Genomic DNA, 16,736 nt, shown 5'->3' on the forward strand with positions numbered 1-16,736 from the left:
CGAATAACAATTAACTTGCTGTTATGCTGAGATGTACTAGTCCCCGGTCTTTTCATTCTCCCTGATAATTCTATCCATGAGAGCAGGGGCAAATTTCCCGTTCCTGAGCATTTCGATTTCATATTTATATGGTGCATAGGATTTTTTCTCGTATGTTGGGGAGGGGACATAAGGTGTCTCCAGAATTTTCGGTACATTTTCAAAATCCTTGTGGTGGACAATATAGTTCAGAGCATCAAAGCCGATCTCTCCGAAACCGATATTTGCGTGCCTGTCCTTGGCAGCTCCGGGTATGTTTTTGCTGTCATTAACGTGGAATACTGCAATCTGGTCTTTTCCAAGGATTTGATCAAACTTATCGATCACGTCATCAAAATGGCCGATTATATCATATCCGCTGTCGCTGGTATGACAGGTGTCAAAGCATACCCGCAATTTATCGTTATACTTAACGCCGTCGTATATACGGGCCAGTTCGTCAAAAGTCCGGCCAATTTCTGAGCCTTTTCCAGCCATTGTTTCCAGTGCGATGCAGCAGTCCGTATCCTTTGTCAGAACCTCGTTCAGTCCATGGATAATCTGCTGGGTACCGGTCTCGACGCCGGCGCCGACATGTGCGCCCGGATGGAGAATCAGCAGATGGCTTCTGCAGGCAATCGTACGCTGCAGTTCTTTATCCAGAAATTCCACTGCCAGCTCAAAAGTTTCCGGCTTTACTGCATTCCCCAGGTTGATGATGTAAGGGGCGTGTACAATAATCTCGTCGATTCCGTGTTCCTTCATATATTCCCATGCGGGTTCGATATTCAGCTCGCTGATATCTTTGCGGCGTGTGTTCTGCGGAGCCCCGGTGTAAAACATAAACGTGTCTGCTCCGTATGAAACAGCTTCCCTGGCGGAGCCAAGAAGCATTTCCTTTCCGCTCATTCCTACGTGTGATCCTATAATCATACTTTATTCCTGCCTTTCAAAACAGTATTTCGGGTTTGGGGTTTGGGAAACATACTTAAATGCCCCAAAATACGGGGAGAGTTCCCTCATAACACTTGCCCTCCCTGATTATACGTGATAAAATAGCAAAATGGAAGAAAATTAGAACGGAGTGTGGAATAAAATTGAAGACATTATTGGAACTGATTACCATAGAGATGCAGAAAGCCTTTCGGGAAGCGGGATACGATGAGGCTTTTGCGAAAGTGACTTTGTCCAACAGGCCGGATTTATGCGAATACCAGTGCAACGGTGCGATGGCGGCTGCAAAGACCTATAAAAAGGCGCCATTTGTCATTGCGGAGGATGTTCTGGGGAAGCTCGGAGAGTGTTCCTGCTTTGAGACGGCAGAAGCGGTCAGGCCAGGGTTTATTAATCTGAAGATGAGTCCTGCGTACGTGGCAGCCTATCTGAATAAGATGGCGGCTGCGGAGGGCCTTGGCGTGGAGAAAGCCGCACAGCCGAAGATGATTATGGTAGATTACGGCGGCCCCAATGTGGCAAAGCCGCTTCATGTAGGCCACCTCAGATCTGCAATTATCGGCGAGAGCGTTAAGCGAACTGCGAGGTTTAAAGGACACAAGGTAATCGGAGATATTCATCTGGGAGACTGGGGATATCAGATGGGGCTGATTATTACAGAGCTGGAGAAGAGAAAGCCTGATCTGGCATATTTTGACGAAGCGTATGAGGGAGAATTTCCAAAAGAAGCTCCTTTTACGATCAGCGAGCTGGAGGAGATTTATCCAACTGCCAGCGCATATGCCAAAGAACATGAGGAATACCGTGACAAGGCGCTGCAGGCTACATTTCTTCTGCAGAATGGGCACCGTGGCTATCGGGCCATCTGGAACCATATCATGAATGTATCCGTGGCGGATCTTAAGAAGAATTATGAGAGTCTGAATGTGGAGTTCGACCTTTGGAAGGGCGAGGCGGATGCGCAGAAGTATATTCCCGACATGGTGCAGCGGCTGAAAGACGAAGGTTATGCCCATTACGACCAGGGCGCGCTTGTAGTCGATGTGCAGGAGGAAGCGGATAAAAAAGAAGTGCCTCCGTGTATGATCCTGAAGTCAGACGGCGCGGCCTTATATGATACGACAGACCTGGCAACGCTGGTGGAACGGGAAGCACTTTACCAGCCGGACAAATTAATTTATGTGGTGGACAAGCGTCAGGAACTGCATTTTGTACAGGTATTCCGCTGTGCAAAGAAAACGGGAATTGTGCGCCCGGAAGTGGAAATGAAATTCCTGGGATTCGGTACGATGAATGGGAAGGACGGCAAGCCGTTTAAGACAAGAGAAGGCGGAGTCATGCGCCTGGAGAATCTGATCCGTGAGATCAATGAAACGATGTATGGCAAAATTATGGACAATCGTACCGTGAGTGAGGAGGAAGCGCAGAATACAGCGAAGATTGTGGGACTTGCGGCAATCAAGTACGGTGATCTGTCCAATCAGGCATCCAAGGATTATGTTTTTGATGTAGACAGATTTACCTCCTTTGAAGGGAATACGGGGCCTTATATCCTGTACACGATTGTACGGATTAAGTCCATTTTGAATAAGTATCAGGAAGGAAAGGGAGCCCGGGAGGGCCTGGCGGTAAGGGACGCACAGAGCGAGTTTGAGAAGGCGCTGATGCTGGAGGCGGTCAAGTTCAATGACGTGATTGACGCGGCCTTCGAGGAGAGTGCACCGCACAAGATCTGTGCATACATTTACGACCTGGCCAACGCATTTAATAAATTCTACCATGAGACGAAGATTCTCACAGAAGAGGATGAGGAACGCAAAGCAGGATATATTGCTCTTCTAAAGCTGGTGAAAGAGATTTTGGAGACTTGTATTGATTTGCTCGGCTTTGAAGCGCCGGAAAGGATGTAAATACAGAATATGACAGAAAAGTTATTTTATGAAGACAGTCATAAAAAGGTGTTTACCGCAAATGTAGAAATGTGCCGGCCAAAAGGGGAATATTACGAGGTGGTCCTTGACAGGACTGCCTTTTTTCCAGAGGGCGGCGGACAGTATGCGGATACGGGCTGGCTTGAAGATATCAGGGTGACGGATGTACGGGAAAGAGACGGCATTATCTACCATGTCATGGAGGCGCCTTTAGAGGAAGGTCTCAAGGTGACGGGGAAAATAGACTGGGATATGCGCTTTTTGAAGATGCAGCAGCATACCGGAGAGCATATTGTATCGGGACTTGTGCATGCCGGATTCGGATACAATAATGTGGGATTCCACCTGGGCAGTGAAGACTGCACCATGGATTTTGACGGGGAGATCACAAAAGAGCAGCTGCGGGAGATTGAGTGGCAGGCCAATGAAGCAGCCGTGAAAAACCTGGAGGTGCAGGTGTCCTGGCCATCCAAGGAGGAACTGGCTTCGTTGGAGTACCGAAGTAAGATCGAGATAGAGGGGGCGGTCAGGATTGTGACGATCCCTGGTTATGATGTCTGTGCCTGCTGTGCTCCGCATGTAAAAAGAACAGGCGAGATCGGCCTGATTAAGCTGACAAATGTCCAGCGGTATAAAGGCGGCGTGCGGGTCACGATGCTGTGCGGGTTCCGTGCCCTGGCTGACTATGACGCTAAGGAACAGCACGTGAAGAATATTTCTGCTCTCTTGTCTGCAAAAGAGGATAAAATCAGCCAGGCGGCGGAGCATCTGAAGGAAGAGTGCGGCCGTCTGAAGGCAAGGCTTTTGGAAGAACAGAAAAAGTTGCTGGAGTACAGGGCCGGCGGGATATCCGGGGAGGAAGCCTTCGTATGCCTGTTTGAAGAAGGGCTGGAAGGGGACGGCCCCAGAATCCTGATGAATCTGGTTCTGGCGCGCGGAGCAGAGTGCTGCGCAGTATTTCTGAAGACGGAAGACGGGGCATACCGCTATGTGATCGGCAGTACAAATACGGATATCCGTCCCCTTGCAAAAGGGCTGAACGAAGCGTTCGGCGGACGCGGAGGCGGTAAGCCGGAGATGGTACAGGGATCTCTAAAAGGGAAAGAAGAAGAAGTGAGGGTGTGGATAGAGGAGAAAGCGAGGATAACAAAAGAATGAATAAGAATCCGGAATCAAAGCAGTTCTGGCGGCTGTTTGGTCCACTTCTTTTGTATTGGGTCATCCAGTTCGTTGCAAGATTTATAGTGGAAATGTTCGCAATCATTCCACATCTCGGAGAAATTATAGATTACAGTGCATTTTCCGATAATATGACGCAGGATGAGATTATGAATCTGGCGTGGCAGAATGCAGGCAAGGTCATGGAGATCGTGCAGAAGTATCAGGTTGAGATCCTTGGGTTCGCGGCCCTTTTTACGATTCCGCTGACACTGTCGCTGTTTTTAATGGACAGAAAAAGGGAGAAGCTGCTGAATATTCCGCAGAATAAGAAGGCAAATATCTGGAAATACGGCGAAATCATCGGGCTTGGCGTGGCAGTATGTATCGGGGCGAACTGTCTGACAATCATGAGCAGCCTGGCAATGACAAGCCAACAGTATCAGGAGACTTCGGAAGTGTTCTATTCGGCCAGCGTGCCGGTTCAGATCTTCTGCCTCGGGCTCGTAATACCACTGACCGAGGAACTCATGTTTCGGGGAGTTCTGTTTAAAAGATACAGGGAGCGCGGCAGCTTTATGAAGGCCGCGGTTTGTTCCTCTCTTTTATTCGGGCTGATCCATGGGAATATAGTGCAGTTTTTGTACAGCTTTATTTTGGGACTGCTGCTTTCTTACGTTTATGAGAAATACGGTTCTTTCAAGGCTCCTGCTGTGCTGCATGTGGTGGCGAATATTACCTCATTGATTGTCACCGAGATCGGGGGATTCGACTGGCTTGCCGCAAAAGTTTCCAGAATGGGAATCGCGGCAGTAGTCTGCGCTTTTGCAGGTTCCATTATGTTCGTACTTATTCAGAAAATCGATGAAAAACCGGATGTGACTCCGCCTCCTGCGGAAAATAAGATTACACCGGATATGTTTCGGTAAATAGAACAAATTGAGTTACTATTCACGGGGCCGTGAATAGTAACCAATTTGAACATAAGCCGGTTACAGGACACTGAAGAGGTGTATGTACCCGGCTTTTCAATTGGCACAGAGGAGGAAAATGCCTTAAAATTGTGAGAAGTTGAGGTATAAATATGAAAATAGGAAGAAATATCTGGAAAAATAGGTAGAATAATTTATATTGACAAATTAATAGACAATTCAAAATAAAGTTTTTATTTACAAATAAAAAAAACTGTAGTATAGTAGGAAAAAATAAAAAGTCAACATTACTATTATGGAGAAAGGAAAGGGATTATGGGTGAACTAAATACGGGCCGGCAGGCCGGACTGTACCGATCCGGTTTTGAACATGACAACTGCGGGATCGGGGCGGTTGTGAATATTAAGGGCATTAAAAGCCATGAGACAGTGGTGAATGCCTTGAAAATTGTAGAAAATCTTGAACATAGAGCAGGCAAGGACGCCGAGGGTCAAACAGGAGATGGTGTAGGAATCTTACTTCAGATTTCACACAGATTTTTCTCTAAGGTTTGTAAACCCCTCGGTTTTTCTTTGCCCCAAAATAGGGATTATGGGGTGGGGATGTTCTTTCTTCCCCAGGACGAACTCAAAAGAAATCAGGCGAAGAAGATATTTGAGGTAATCACTGCGAAGGAGGGACTGCAGTTTCTGGGGTGGAGAGAAGTGCCTGTAAAACCTGACATTCTGGGTAAAAAGGCGGTCGACTGTATGCCGTGTATTATGCAGGCATTTATCGGCAGGCCGAAGAAAATAGAACAGGGACTTCCCTTTGACAGACGGCTCTATGTGGTGCGCCGGATCTTTGAACAGAGCAGCGACGATACATATGTGGCTTCACTTTCCAGCAGAACAATTGTCTACAAAGGGATGTTTCTGGTCGGGCAGCTCAGGATGTTTTTTGAAGATCTGCAGGATGAGGATTATGAATCCGCAATCGCAATGGTGCATTCCCGATTCAGCACGAATACGAATCCGAGCTGGGAGCGGGCGCATCCGAACCGCTTTATGGTGCACAACGGCGAAATTAACACAATACGCGGCAACGCGGATAAAATGGGGGCCAGAGAGGAGACAATGGAATCCGGTTATCTGAAAGGTGAACTGCACAAGGTACTGCCTGCAATCAATACTTCCGGTTCCGATTCCGCGATGCTGGACAACGCGCTGGAGTTTATGGTGATGAGCGGCATGGAGCTTCCGCTGGCAGTTATGATTGCCATACCGGAGCCATGGGCAAATAACCGCAGCATGTCCCAGAATAAAAAGGATTTTTACCAGTACTATTCAACCATGATGGAGCCCTGGGACGGGCCGGCCTCCATTCTGTTCTCGGACGGAGACTGTATGGGAGCGGTTCTGGACCGCAATGGCCTGCGCCCTTCCAGATACTATATCACAGAGGATGATAACCTGATTCTTTCATCCGAAGTGGGAGTATTGGAGATTGATCCTGCGAAGATTATCTTAAAGGAGCGCCTGCATCCGGGGAAAATGCTGCTTGTTGACACCATAAAGGGAGAAGTGATTGACGATGAGGCCCTGAAGGAAAAATATGCAAATGAGTACCCATATGGAGAATGGCTGGACAGCAATCTGATTCAGCTGAAAGATCTGAAGATTCCGAATCAGAATGTGCCAAAGTATACAAGGGAAGAATGTACAAAGCTGCAGAAAGCATTCGGCTATGCCTACGAAGATGTAAAAACGTCTATATTGAATATGGCCCGGACAGGAGCCGAAGGGATTGCGGCAATGGGGATTGATACTCCGTTGTCTGTCCTGTCCCATAAAAACCAGCCATTGTTCGGTTACTTTAAACAACTGTTTGCCCAGGTAACCAATCCTCCAATCGATGCGATCCGGGAGGAGGTAGTTACTTCTACGACCATATACATCGGGAAAGACGGGAATCTTCTGGAGAAGCGGGAGGAAAACTGCAAAATGCTCCAGGTAAATAATCCGATCCTGACAAACACGGATATCCTGAAAATCAAAAATATGAAGGTGGATGGCTTCTGTGTGGCTGAAATACCCATTATATATTATAAGAATACAAGCCTGGAAAAAGCCATGGATTATCTTTTTATTGAAGTTGACCGGGCAATCAGGGAGGGGGCAAACATTCTGATCCTGTCGGACCGGGGCGTGGATGAATACCATGTGGCCATCCCGTCGCTTCTGGCCGTATCGGGCCTGCAGCAGCATCTGGTGCGCACAAAGAAGAGGACATCTGTGGCAATGATACTGGAATCTGGGGAGCCGAGGGAGGTACATCATTTTGCAACACTGCTGGGTTACGGCGCCTGTGCGATCAATCCATATCTGGCTCACGAGTCCATTCGCCAGCTGATTGATACGAACATGCTTCACAAGGATTACTATGCCGCTGTGGATGATTATAACGATGCGGTGATTCATGGCATAATCAAGATCGCTTCCAAGATGGGGATATCTACGATCCAATCTTATCAGGGGGCAAAAATATTTGAGGCGTTAGGTCTGAAGGAAACGTTTATCAGCCGGTATTTTACAGATACGGTCAGCCGGATCGGCGGGATCGGTATCGAAGAGATAGCAGGGGATTATACGGCATTTCATTCTGAGGCATTTGATCCGCTCGGACTGGATGTAGATATGACGCTGAACAGTATTGGAAAACATAAATCCAAAAGCGGGGGAGAAGAGCATCTCTATAATCCGCGGACCATCCATATGCTGCAGCAGTCATCGAGGAGCGGTGATTACGGTTTGTTTAAACAGTACACGAAGTTGGTGGACGAGGAAGGAGAAAAGATCAACCTGAGAGGCCAGCTTGATTTCAACTATCCCGCGAAAGGCATTCCCCTGGATCAGGTGGAAAGCGTAGAGTCTATTGTGACGAGGTTCAAGACTGGCGCCATGTCCTACGGATCCATTTCCAAAGAGGCGCACGAGACTCTTGCCGCAGCTATGAATCAGCTGCAGGGTAAGTCAAACAGCGGGGAAGGCGGCGAAGATATTGAACGTCTGGACACGGACCGCTGTTCTGCTATCAAACAGGTGGCTTCCGGAAGATTCGGCGTGACATCGCGTTACCTGGTCAGCGCCCGGGAGATCCAGATCAAGATGGCGCAGGGCGCCAAGCCAGGGGAAGGAGGGCATCTTCCCGGAGAAAAGGTATATCCCTGGATTGCAAAGACGCGTCATTCCACACCAGGAGTCAGCCTGATCTCACCGCCTCCGCACCATGATATTTATTCCATTGAGGATCTGGCGCAGCTGATCTACGACTGTAAAAATGCAAACAAAGAAGCACGGATATCCGTCAAGCTGGTGTCTGAGGCAGGGGTTGGAACCGTAGCTGCAGGCGTTGCAAAAGCAGGGGCGGAAGTGATCCTGATCTCCGGTTATGACGGCGGTACGGGAGCTGCCCCCAGAAGTTCTATTCAGAACGCAGGCCTGCCCTGGGAACTGGGCCTGGCGGAGACACACCAGACACTGATCCAAAACGGGCTGCGGGACCGGGTGCGGATTGAGACCGACGGGAAATTGATGAGCGGCAGGGATGTGGCAATTGCGGCGCTTCTGGGTGCGGAAGAGTACGGATTTGCAACCGCGCCTCTGGTGACCATGGGATGTGTCATGATGCGGGTGTGCAATCTGGATACCTGTCCGGTGGGGGTGGCAACGCAGAATCCGGAGCTCAGAAAACGGTTTTTGGGTAAACCGGAATATGTGGTGAATTTTATGAGATTTATCGCAGAAGAACTGCGGGAATATATGGCGAAGCTGGGAGTACGCACTGTCGATGAGCTTGTGGGCCGGACGGATCTCTTGAAGAGGAAGGAAATTCCGGCGTCAGAACGGGCATCCGTTCTGAACCTGGACAGCATACTTTACAATCCCTATTCAGGAGAGCGGAAGGGGAGAATTTTCAATCCAAAGAAAGTATATGATTTTGGGCTGAAAAAAACGCTGGATGAGAAAATTCTTTTGAAACAACTGCTTCCGGCTCTGGAAAAAGGGCAGAAGAGAAGCATAGAGGTAGATGTCTCTAACACGGACCGTACATTTGGCACCATGTTTGGTTCTGAGATTACAAAGCGTTACCCCGAAGGCCTGCCAGAGGACAGTTTTGTCGTAAAATGCAAAGGCGCCGGCGGGCAGAGTTTCGGTGCGTTTATTCCAAAGGGACTGACTCTGGAACTGACAGGGGACAGCAACGACTATTTTGGAAAAGGGCTGTCGGGAGGAAAGCTGGTTGTGTGCCCGCCTAAAGGAACCAGGTTCAAAGCCAGTGAGAATATTATTATCGGCAATGTAGCACTTTATGGAGCAACGAGCGGAAACGCTTATATTAACGGCGTGGCGGGTGAAAGATTCTGCGTGCGCAATTCTGGAGTACGCGCGGTAGTTGAAGGGGTAGGAGATCACGGATGCGAGTATATGACCGGTGGCCGTGTTGTGATTCTGGGACAGACAGGGAAAAATTTCGCAGCCGGAATGAGCGGTGGTATAGCCTATGTACTGGATATGAAAAACGATCTATACCGTAAAGTAAATAAAGATATGGTAAATATTGAGAGGCTGACGGATAAGTACGATGTCCAGGAACTGAAAAATATGATTCAGGAGCACGTTGCATACACAAACTCCGTGATCGGTAAAGAGATACTGGATCATTTTAAAGAATATCTGCCCAAATTCAAAAAGATCATACCGGAAGATTATGAGCGCATGATGTCGGCAATTCTGCAGATGGAAGAAAAGGGCTTAAGCAGTGAACAGGCAAAGATGGAAGCATTTAACAAAATCAAAAAGGGAAGATAGGAGGCGTTAACAGTGGGGAAACCAACAGGATTTATGGATTATGAAAGACAGGACAAGACGGCAGAGACGCCGAAGGAAAGAATCAGGCATTTCCGTGAGTTCCATGCGCCTCTATCTAAAGAAGAACAGGAGCTGCAGGGGGCCAGGTGTATGGCCTGCGGGGTGCCCTTCTGCCAGTCGGGGCAAATGTTGAACGGGATGGCGAGCGGGTGTCCTCTGCATAATCTGGTGCCGGAGTGGAATGACTTGATTTATAACGGAAATTGGGAGGAGGCCTACGCGCGTCTTATTAAAACAAATAATTTTCCGGAATTTACAGCTCGTGTCTGCCCGGCACTGTGTGAGGAAGCCTGCACATGCGGGCTCCATGAAAAGCCTGTTGCAACGAAAGCAAATGAATACAGTATCATTGAAAATGCTTATGAACAGGGATATGCCCGTGCCTGCCCCCCTAAGGTAAGAACGGGAAAGAAGGTAGCAGTCATTGGTTCAGGGCCCGCGGGCCTGGCTGCTGCCGACCAGCTGAACCGACGTGGGCATTTGGTGACCGTATTTGAGCGGGAGGACCGGATCGGAGGCCTGCTTCGTTATGGAATTCCCAATATGAAGCTGGAAAAGCAGATTATTGACCGGAAGCTTGCAATCATGGAAGAAGAGGGCATTCAGTTTAAAACAGGCTGCAATGTGGGAAAAACAGTGAAAGCAGCAGACATTTTAAAAGAGTACGATAGAGTGATCCTGGCCTGCGGGGCTTCGGAACCGAGGAATATCAAGGTGCCGGGGCGTGATGCGGAGGGAATATACTTTGCGGTAGACTTTTTGAAATCTACAACAAAGGCCCTCTGGGCAAATCAGATGACACTGAAGGATGGCGCGTATATCTCGGCAAAAGGGAAAAAGGTTCTGGTAATCGGAGGCGGAGATACGGGAAATGACTGCGTTGGAACTGCTGTCAGGCACGGGGCAACGTCCGTACTTCAGCTGGAAATGATGCCAAAGGCGCCGGATCAAAGAGCGGATAACAACCCATGGCCGGAATGGCCGAAAGTCTGCAAGACGGATTATGGCCAGGAGGAAGCCGCCGCCGTGTTCGGAGCAGATCCCAGGGTGTATACAACTACGGTGAAAGAGTTCATTAAGGATAAAAAGGGGGCGGTGTGCAAGGCTTCGCTTGTGAAGCTGCAGGCCAAGATGGATGAAAAAACCGGCAGAATGATGATGGCGGAAATACCCGGGAGCGAATACAGCGTGGATGTGGATCTGGTGCTGATCGCGGCGGGATTTATCGGAAGTGAAAGCTATGTGACAAAAGCTTTTGGCGTTGAAGTGGATGAAAGGCACAATGTGAAAACAGCTCCAGACGGGTATGAGACGGCGGCAAAAAATGTATTTGCAACGGGAGATATGCACAGAGGGCAGTCGCTGGTTGTATGGGCTATCCGTGAGGGACGCGAAGTGGCACAGGAGGTGGATTTGAGTTTGATGGGGTATACGAATTTGTCGGTGCAGTAGGAGGGACGCGAAGTCCGAGGGGAAGCTTGCTTCAGCCGGGGCTGTGCATACTGGTTCTCTATCCATAGAGTAAGCATTAGAAGCTGTCAACGAAAAAACAGGGAAAATGGAGGGCAGAATTTGCTTCCGAAGCAAATTCTGTTGCCGCCGGCGGCGGGAATGCATTAGCATTCCCGCCAACTGCGGCAAGCACCCTCCATTTTCCCTGTTTTTTCGTCTACAGCTTCTTCGCGAACGGACAGGATAGAGAACCAGTATGCACAGCCCCGGCTGAAGCAAGCTTCCCCTCGGACTTCGCTAAGCGCTTCCGGGCGGGAATGAGAGGAACATCCCCTGCGGGGATTCATATTGGCGGCAGCGGATGGGATGTCGTATTGAGGGAATGGGTGAGTTGTGTGGAGATTATGTTGCATCTTTTTCTTTTTGTTTAGTTTTTAGACTTTTAGATTTTGATTTTGAGGGGATTTGGTCTTGACATTTGTGGGGGAGGAGAGTAATCTAAATGTAGATCATATCTTGGTAGGTATCTGGAGTTTTTCTTTTTGGTCAGGGAATCTGAGAATCTTTTGTTTTTCCTTTTTTTGAATTTAGGGTTTGGGGCTGTACAAAGGGTCTGATATTTTTTAGCGAGATTAAATAGTATGCTATGTATTATTCGCATGTTTATCTTTATTTAGCGGGGAGATTTGGGCGCTTGAGAGACGGATCATTTTAGTATATTATTTTTTAATTTTACTGGATTTAGTATTGACATAATATATGGAACATGATATTATACATCATATAATTTAGTTCTATAAATTATTGATTTAATCGGTTATTTTCTTTTCGGTGTGTTGGGCACTGATTCGGATAAGTTCTTTTTCGTGATTTTATCCCAGGGTGTAGTTGAATTTTGTTTGTTATGTTTATTCTTTCAGGGCATTTTTTGTTCTGTCGCAGTATTTTTTTCGGGAATTCTCCCGACTTTATTCCTTTTTAGGCTGATAGTGGCTTTGGGCCGTCAGGGACGGTTTTGAGCATAGTACTGTGGTTTTTGTGTGGATTTTAGTGCAGAGACTGCGGAATTTAAATGAAAGTGTGGTGATGTTTTTTGATTGTCTGAATTTGCATGAATAGTCTGCAGTAACATGTTTAACTAAATGAGTGAGAAGTCTCCCGCCTTGGAAGGTGGAGAGAGGAATCACTTAAAACAAGATGAGCGGCAGTGGCGGGCGGTGAGAAATCGGTATCCCCACTGACATGAGGTCAATCTGCGCATCAATCTAAGATGTAGTCGTACTCTGTATAATTACCTTGCGCGGATAGAAATGGAGGATTTTGAATGAAAACATTTATGGAAGAATATGGTGTGATTGTCGTGGCGGCAATTGTGATTATGATTATTGTTGTGGCTGCGACGCCCCTTGGCAACAGTATTAAGCTGGGAATTACCGCTGCAGTGGAAAAGCTGACGACTGCACTTGGCACTACGGCATCTGTCGTAGGGTGATTGAGGGAAAGGAGAGCTGCCTGTGAAGGTTTCCAGGGAGGCTTGGAATTTAAAAGCAGAAAGTTTTGGGCCGCTGCTTCCCTATGTAATAGATCCGGATATCACGGACATTAATTTTAATGGGACGGATGTGTGGGTGGAGCATTTAAAGCGGGGGATTTATAAAGTTCCGGTACAGCTGCCGGCGGAATTTGTGAGCCAGTTCAGCATCAGAGTGTCTAATGTGGTTAGCAGCCAGATTAATAAGTATAATAATGTTCTTGAAGCGGAGACAGATATCCTTCGCATTTCGATTATTCACTCCAGTGCTACGAACACAGGCTATGCAATATCTATCAGAAAGACGCCTGCGGTGATGCGGATGTCTGTCGAGAATATGTTAAAGGAGCAGTACTGTTCGGGAGAGCTTTTGATCTTTCTTATTAACTGCATCCGGGCCCGCATGAACATGGTATTCTGCGGACGTCCGGGGGCAGGTAAAACGGAGCTTTTAAAGTTTCTGACGCAATATATTCCAAAAGAAGAAAAGGTGATGACCATAGAGGACAACCTGGAGATACATTACAAGGAGATTAATCCGGGTTCTAATTGCGTGGAACTAAAGGTGGATGAGGAATTTTTCCCGTACACGAAAGCAATCAAGACTGCCCTGAGGCAGAATCCCCAGTGGGTTCTGCTTTCAGAGGCACGTTCGGTGGAGGTGAAATATCTGCTGGAGTGTTTTTCTACAGGACTTCATGGACTGACGACTCTGCATACGGACGACACGAGAAAGATCCCGGACAGAATCCAGAATATGATGCAGGATGCCTATGCTGCAACAAGGTTGGAGAACGACATCTACAGTTTTCTGAATGTAGGTGTGCTTCTTAGAAAAAAAGTGACAGAAAGACAGAAAGTTGTCAGGTTTATCGACCAGATATGTCTTTTTGACCGTATAGGTGAGCAGAATGTAAAATGCCTGATTGCGGAGGACGGGAAGTTTATATCCAGAGAAATACCGGAAAACGTAATGAAAAAGTTTAAGCTGGAAGATATTACGGCTCCATTTTCTGATATGGGAAGTATGCCGGTTAATATGCGGAGGAGAGGATGAAGAAGAAAGAGAGAGGAGAGGGAATCTGTTACCTGAATCCCGGGTATTTAAAGAGAACGGTGCGCAGATTCGGGTATCAGTTTTCGGCCCGCAGATATGTGGGGTACTTTTTAGGGCTGTATGGATGTGTGGCGGTATTAGCGTTTGCTTTCAGGCTGAAACTGCCCAGTTTTATAATCATTGCCGCGGCATCTGCCTGTTTTGTGCCGGGGATATTTGCCATGACATACCGCAACTTATATGAAGCCCGGCTTTTTGAGGATGTTACCTCCTATATTGAACAGATGCTGTATTCCTTTAAAAGAAGGTCCAAGATACTGACGGCGCTTGAGGATACACTCGTTTTGTTTGAGGAGGGGGAGAGCCGTATGTATGATGCAGTACATAGCGCTATACGCTATATACAAAATGAAAGCGCGGGAGAAAATCTTTACCGGGAAGCATTTGCAATGATTGAAAAAGAATACGGATGCAGAAGGTTGTATAAAGTTCATGATTTTCTGATTGAGGCGGAGGCTGTGGGCGGGGATTTTACTGCCGCTGCAGATATCCTGCTGAATGACAGGAAACTCTGGATGGACAGAGTGTATGAACTGCAGAGAGAAAAGAAAAATGTGAAGGTTAAAATTACGATTGGCATCGGACTCTCCTTTCTGATCTGCGGCATGACCGTACTGATGCTTCCCAAAGAGTTTGGTATTACAGAAAATGTCGTCTCCCAGACCGTGACAACGGTAACGGTGCTGCTGAATATGCTGATCTGGTATATTGCGCAGAGGAAGCTGTCAAAAAGCCTGATCCGTGGAGAAGAGGGCCAGGGGGAGGAGACGGTAAAACGGCAATATGAATATGTTATGCACAGCAACAGAAAAAAGGCAAAGCGTAAGGCGTGGTGCATTGCCATCCTGCTGATTCCGGTGAGTGTCCTTATGGCATTGTACGTTGGCCTGCCGGCGGCGGTGCTGTCTGTGATTATGGCAGCGCTTATGGCGGGTCAGCCTGACCGCAGATACAGAATATCATTGAAACATGTGGCAAGAGAGGTGGAAAAGTCATTTCCAGAATGGCTGATGAGTATGTCACTCCATCTGCAGACCGATAATGTACATGTTTCCTTATCAAAATCGATTCCTCATGCCCCGGCAATACTAAGAGAAGAACTGAATATTCTTCTCGCGGGGATTGAAGAAAAGCCGGATTCAGTACGCCCCTATCTTTCGTTTATGAAGCAGGTGCCGCTTCCCGATGTGACTTCAGCAATGAAGGTTTTGTATTCAATGGCAGAATTCGGCGCCTCGGATATCGGCGGTCAGATAGGCCCTCTGGCTGAAAGAGGAGCTGTAATGACAGATAAAGCGGAGCGGCTCAGGACAGAGGATTATATTGCAGGAATCAGTTTTCTGATCCTGCTGCCAATGATAACAGGTGTATTAAAAATGCTGGCCGATCTTGCGCTGGTTGTAGTTTACATTTTATCAGCGGTGAATCATGCCGGCTGAGAGGAGGGGATTGAGTTATGAAAGAATTTCTGGAAGAGTATGGAGGCATCATTGCAATCTCAGTTATGGGTTACGCAGTGATGTCCGGATTGTGGGATATTTTGAGAATGATCTGTGAGACTGGGGGATAGAAGCCATGCGGTATTCCTTATGGATATGGGAGTGATGAAATATGAAAGAATTTCTGGAAGAGTATGGAGGTATTATTACCGCTTGTATTTTGAGCCTGATACTACTGGGAACAATGGCAGATCTGCTCGGAGCGGATGGACAGATTTCATATCTGTTTGCCGGATTTCTGGAAGGACTTGGGCCGATGCGGGGGTAAGAGTATTTGAAGGAGGTGTCTGCGGGTGAAAGCTGTGATCGGAGAATATGGAAAAGTGATTATTCTGGCGGTTGTTTTGGGAATGCTGGTTCTGTTCCTGTTCGGAAGGGGGAATCATGGCTTTCTTGGAATGATTTCTAAGGCAAGGCCGGAGGCAGCTGTGGGAAACGAGAACTCATTTGCCATGGCACAGACTGTATTTTCGCGCAAAGCCCCGGAGCTCTCTGTCTCGGTAAGAAAGCTGCAAAAAGGCAGGGAATATAATCTGCTGGACAGCGGCCTGTTTGAGATCAGGGCGGTTAATCCGGAAGGGGAGGAGGTGCCTGTTACGATTGTCAAATTGACAGCTCCCGGGCAGCAGGATATTACAGGGGAGACAGATCCCCGCAGGTTTGTCCCTTCTATAAGCGGGGAATATCAGATCACATATCGTGCAGAAGAATCCTTTCAGGGAAGTATCAGGGCAAAAGAAAAGAAATATTCTGTCCTGGTTGACTAAAGAGATCTTGTGTAAGGTATATGGACAGAAATAAAAGGGACGGAAAAGAAGTCCCAAAAGAAAAGAGGACAGAGGATGAAAGGTGCGGTGGAGACAATGATGGGGATGATTATGATCGCATTCATGGCCGTGCTTAGCGCAGCCTATATCATGGCATCCCTGAACACCCAGAGTGCGCAGAATTACCATTCTGCGGTAGTGGCAGAGGTCGAAGCAGGGGACTTTACAGACCCTGTAATACGGAGCTGCAGGCAAAAAGCACTGGAAAACGGATATACGGATTTATTAGTCGAACCGATGACAAGCGTAGACAGCGGGAAATTTGCAAAAGTGACGCTGACTTATGACTATACTCTTCCTGTGCTGAACTTGTTTTTAGAGCATCAAATAGTAGGATATGCAAGATGAAAGAGGGGAAAAGCCAGCGGATGCTTTGTGAAAAAGCACCCCGTAATGTCTGCCGGCT

Annotated in this window: 12 protein-coding genes; 11 read left to right on the top strand and 1 reads right to left on the bottom strand. The window is 47.6% G+C overall.

All coding sequences use genetic code 11. From position 1 onward, the window contains the following. Positions 1-36: 36 nt before the first annotated feature. Complete coding sequence (locus tag ARB69_RS09240; protein WP_055152767.1) at positions 37-951, bottom strand: deoxyribonuclease IV; 915 nt, start codon at positions 949-951, stop codon at positions 37-39. Between the two features lie 164 nt (positions 952-1,115). On the opposite strand from ARB69_RS09240, the gene argS reads away from it, so the two are divergent. The 11 genes from argS (at position 1,116) to ARB69_RS09285 (ending at position 16,678) form a co-directional block, all read left to right on the top strand. Continuing rightward, positions 1,116-2,882, top strand: coding sequence for an arginine--tRNA ligase (argS, locus tag ARB69_RS09245; RefSeq protein WP_050638960.1), 1,767 nt, complete (start codon positions 1,116-1,118; stop codon positions 2,880-2,882). A gap of 9 nt (positions 2,883-2,891) precedes the next feature. After that, positions 2,892-4,061 carry a serine-tRNA(Ala) deacylase AlaX gene (locus ARB69_RS09250; RefSeq protein WP_050638729.1) on the top strand — a complete coding sequence of 390 codons (1,170 nt, stop codon included), beginning with the start codon at positions 2,892-2,894 and terminating at the stop codon, positions 4,059-4,061. Further along, entirely contained in the window at positions 4,058-4,990 is a 933-nt protein-coding gene (locus ARB69_RS09255; protein ID WP_050638728.1) for a CPBP family intramembrane glutamic endopeptidase, read from the top strand. The genes ARB69_RS09250 and ARB69_RS09255 overlap by 4 nt, the downstream gene beginning before the upstream one ends. Before the next feature lie 318 nt (positions 4,991-5,308). Next, the gene (gene gltB, locus ARB69_RS09260; RefSeq protein WP_055152769.1) at positions 5,309-9,844 is read left to right on the top strand and encodes a glutamate synthase large subunit; all 4,536 of its coding nucleotides are present in this window, start codon (positions 5,309-5,311) and stop codon (positions 9,842-9,844) included. A gap of 12 nt (positions 9,845-9,856) precedes the next feature. Next, the gene (locus ARB69_RS09265; RefSeq protein ID WP_055152771.1) at positions 9,857-11,356 is read left to right on the top strand and encodes a glutamate synthase subunit beta; all 1,500 of its coding nucleotides are present in this window, start codon (positions 9,857-9,859) and stop codon (positions 11,354-11,356) included. Between the two features lie 1,324 nt (positions 11,357-12,680). Next, positions 12,681-12,848 (top strand): hypothetical protein, encoded by a 168-nt coding sequence (locus ARB69_RS27150; RefSeq protein WP_167702491.1) that lies wholly within the window; start codon positions 12,681-12,683, stop codon positions 12,846-12,848. Positions 12,849-12,870: 22 nt separating this feature from the next. Further along, positions 12,871-13,944, top strand: coding sequence for an ATPase, T2SS/T4P/T4SS family (locus ARB69_RS09270; RefSeq protein ID WP_055152773.1), 1,074 nt, complete (start codon positions 12,871-12,873; stop codon positions 13,942-13,944). Further along, positions 13,941-15,443 carry a hypothetical protein gene (locus ARB69_RS09275; RefSeq protein WP_055152775.1) on the top strand — a complete coding sequence of 501 codons (1,503 nt, stop codon included), beginning with the start codon at positions 13,941-13,943 and terminating at the stop codon, positions 15,441-15,443. The genes ARB69_RS09270 and ARB69_RS09275 overlap by 4 nt, the downstream gene beginning before the upstream one ends. 172 nt (positions 15,444-15,615) lie before the next feature. Next, the gene (locus ARB69_RS27155) at positions 15,616-15,771 is read left to right on the top strand and encodes a hypothetical protein (protein ID WP_167702492.1); all 156 of its coding nucleotides are present in this window, start codon (positions 15,616-15,618) and stop codon (positions 15,769-15,771) included. A 25-nt stretch (positions 15,772-15,796) separates the two neighbouring features. Next, complete coding sequence (locus ARB69_RS09280; protein WP_055152776.1) at positions 15,797-16,270, top strand: hypothetical protein; 474 nt, start codon at positions 15,797-15,799, stop codon at positions 16,268-16,270. Between the two features lie 75 nt (positions 16,271-16,345). Further along, positions 16,346-16,678: a hypothetical protein gene (locus ARB69_RS09285; RefSeq protein ID WP_050638722.1), complete on the top strand. Its 333-nt coding sequence runs from the start codon at positions 16,346-16,348 to the stop codon at positions 16,676-16,678. Positions 16,679-16,736 lie beyond the last annotated feature (58 nt).

The sequence above is a fragment of the Faecalicatena contorta genome (assembly GCF_001404335.1).
Taxonomy (GTDB): Bacteria; Bacillota; Clostridia; order Lachnospirales; family Lachnospiraceae; genus Faecalicatena; species Faecalicatena contortus_B.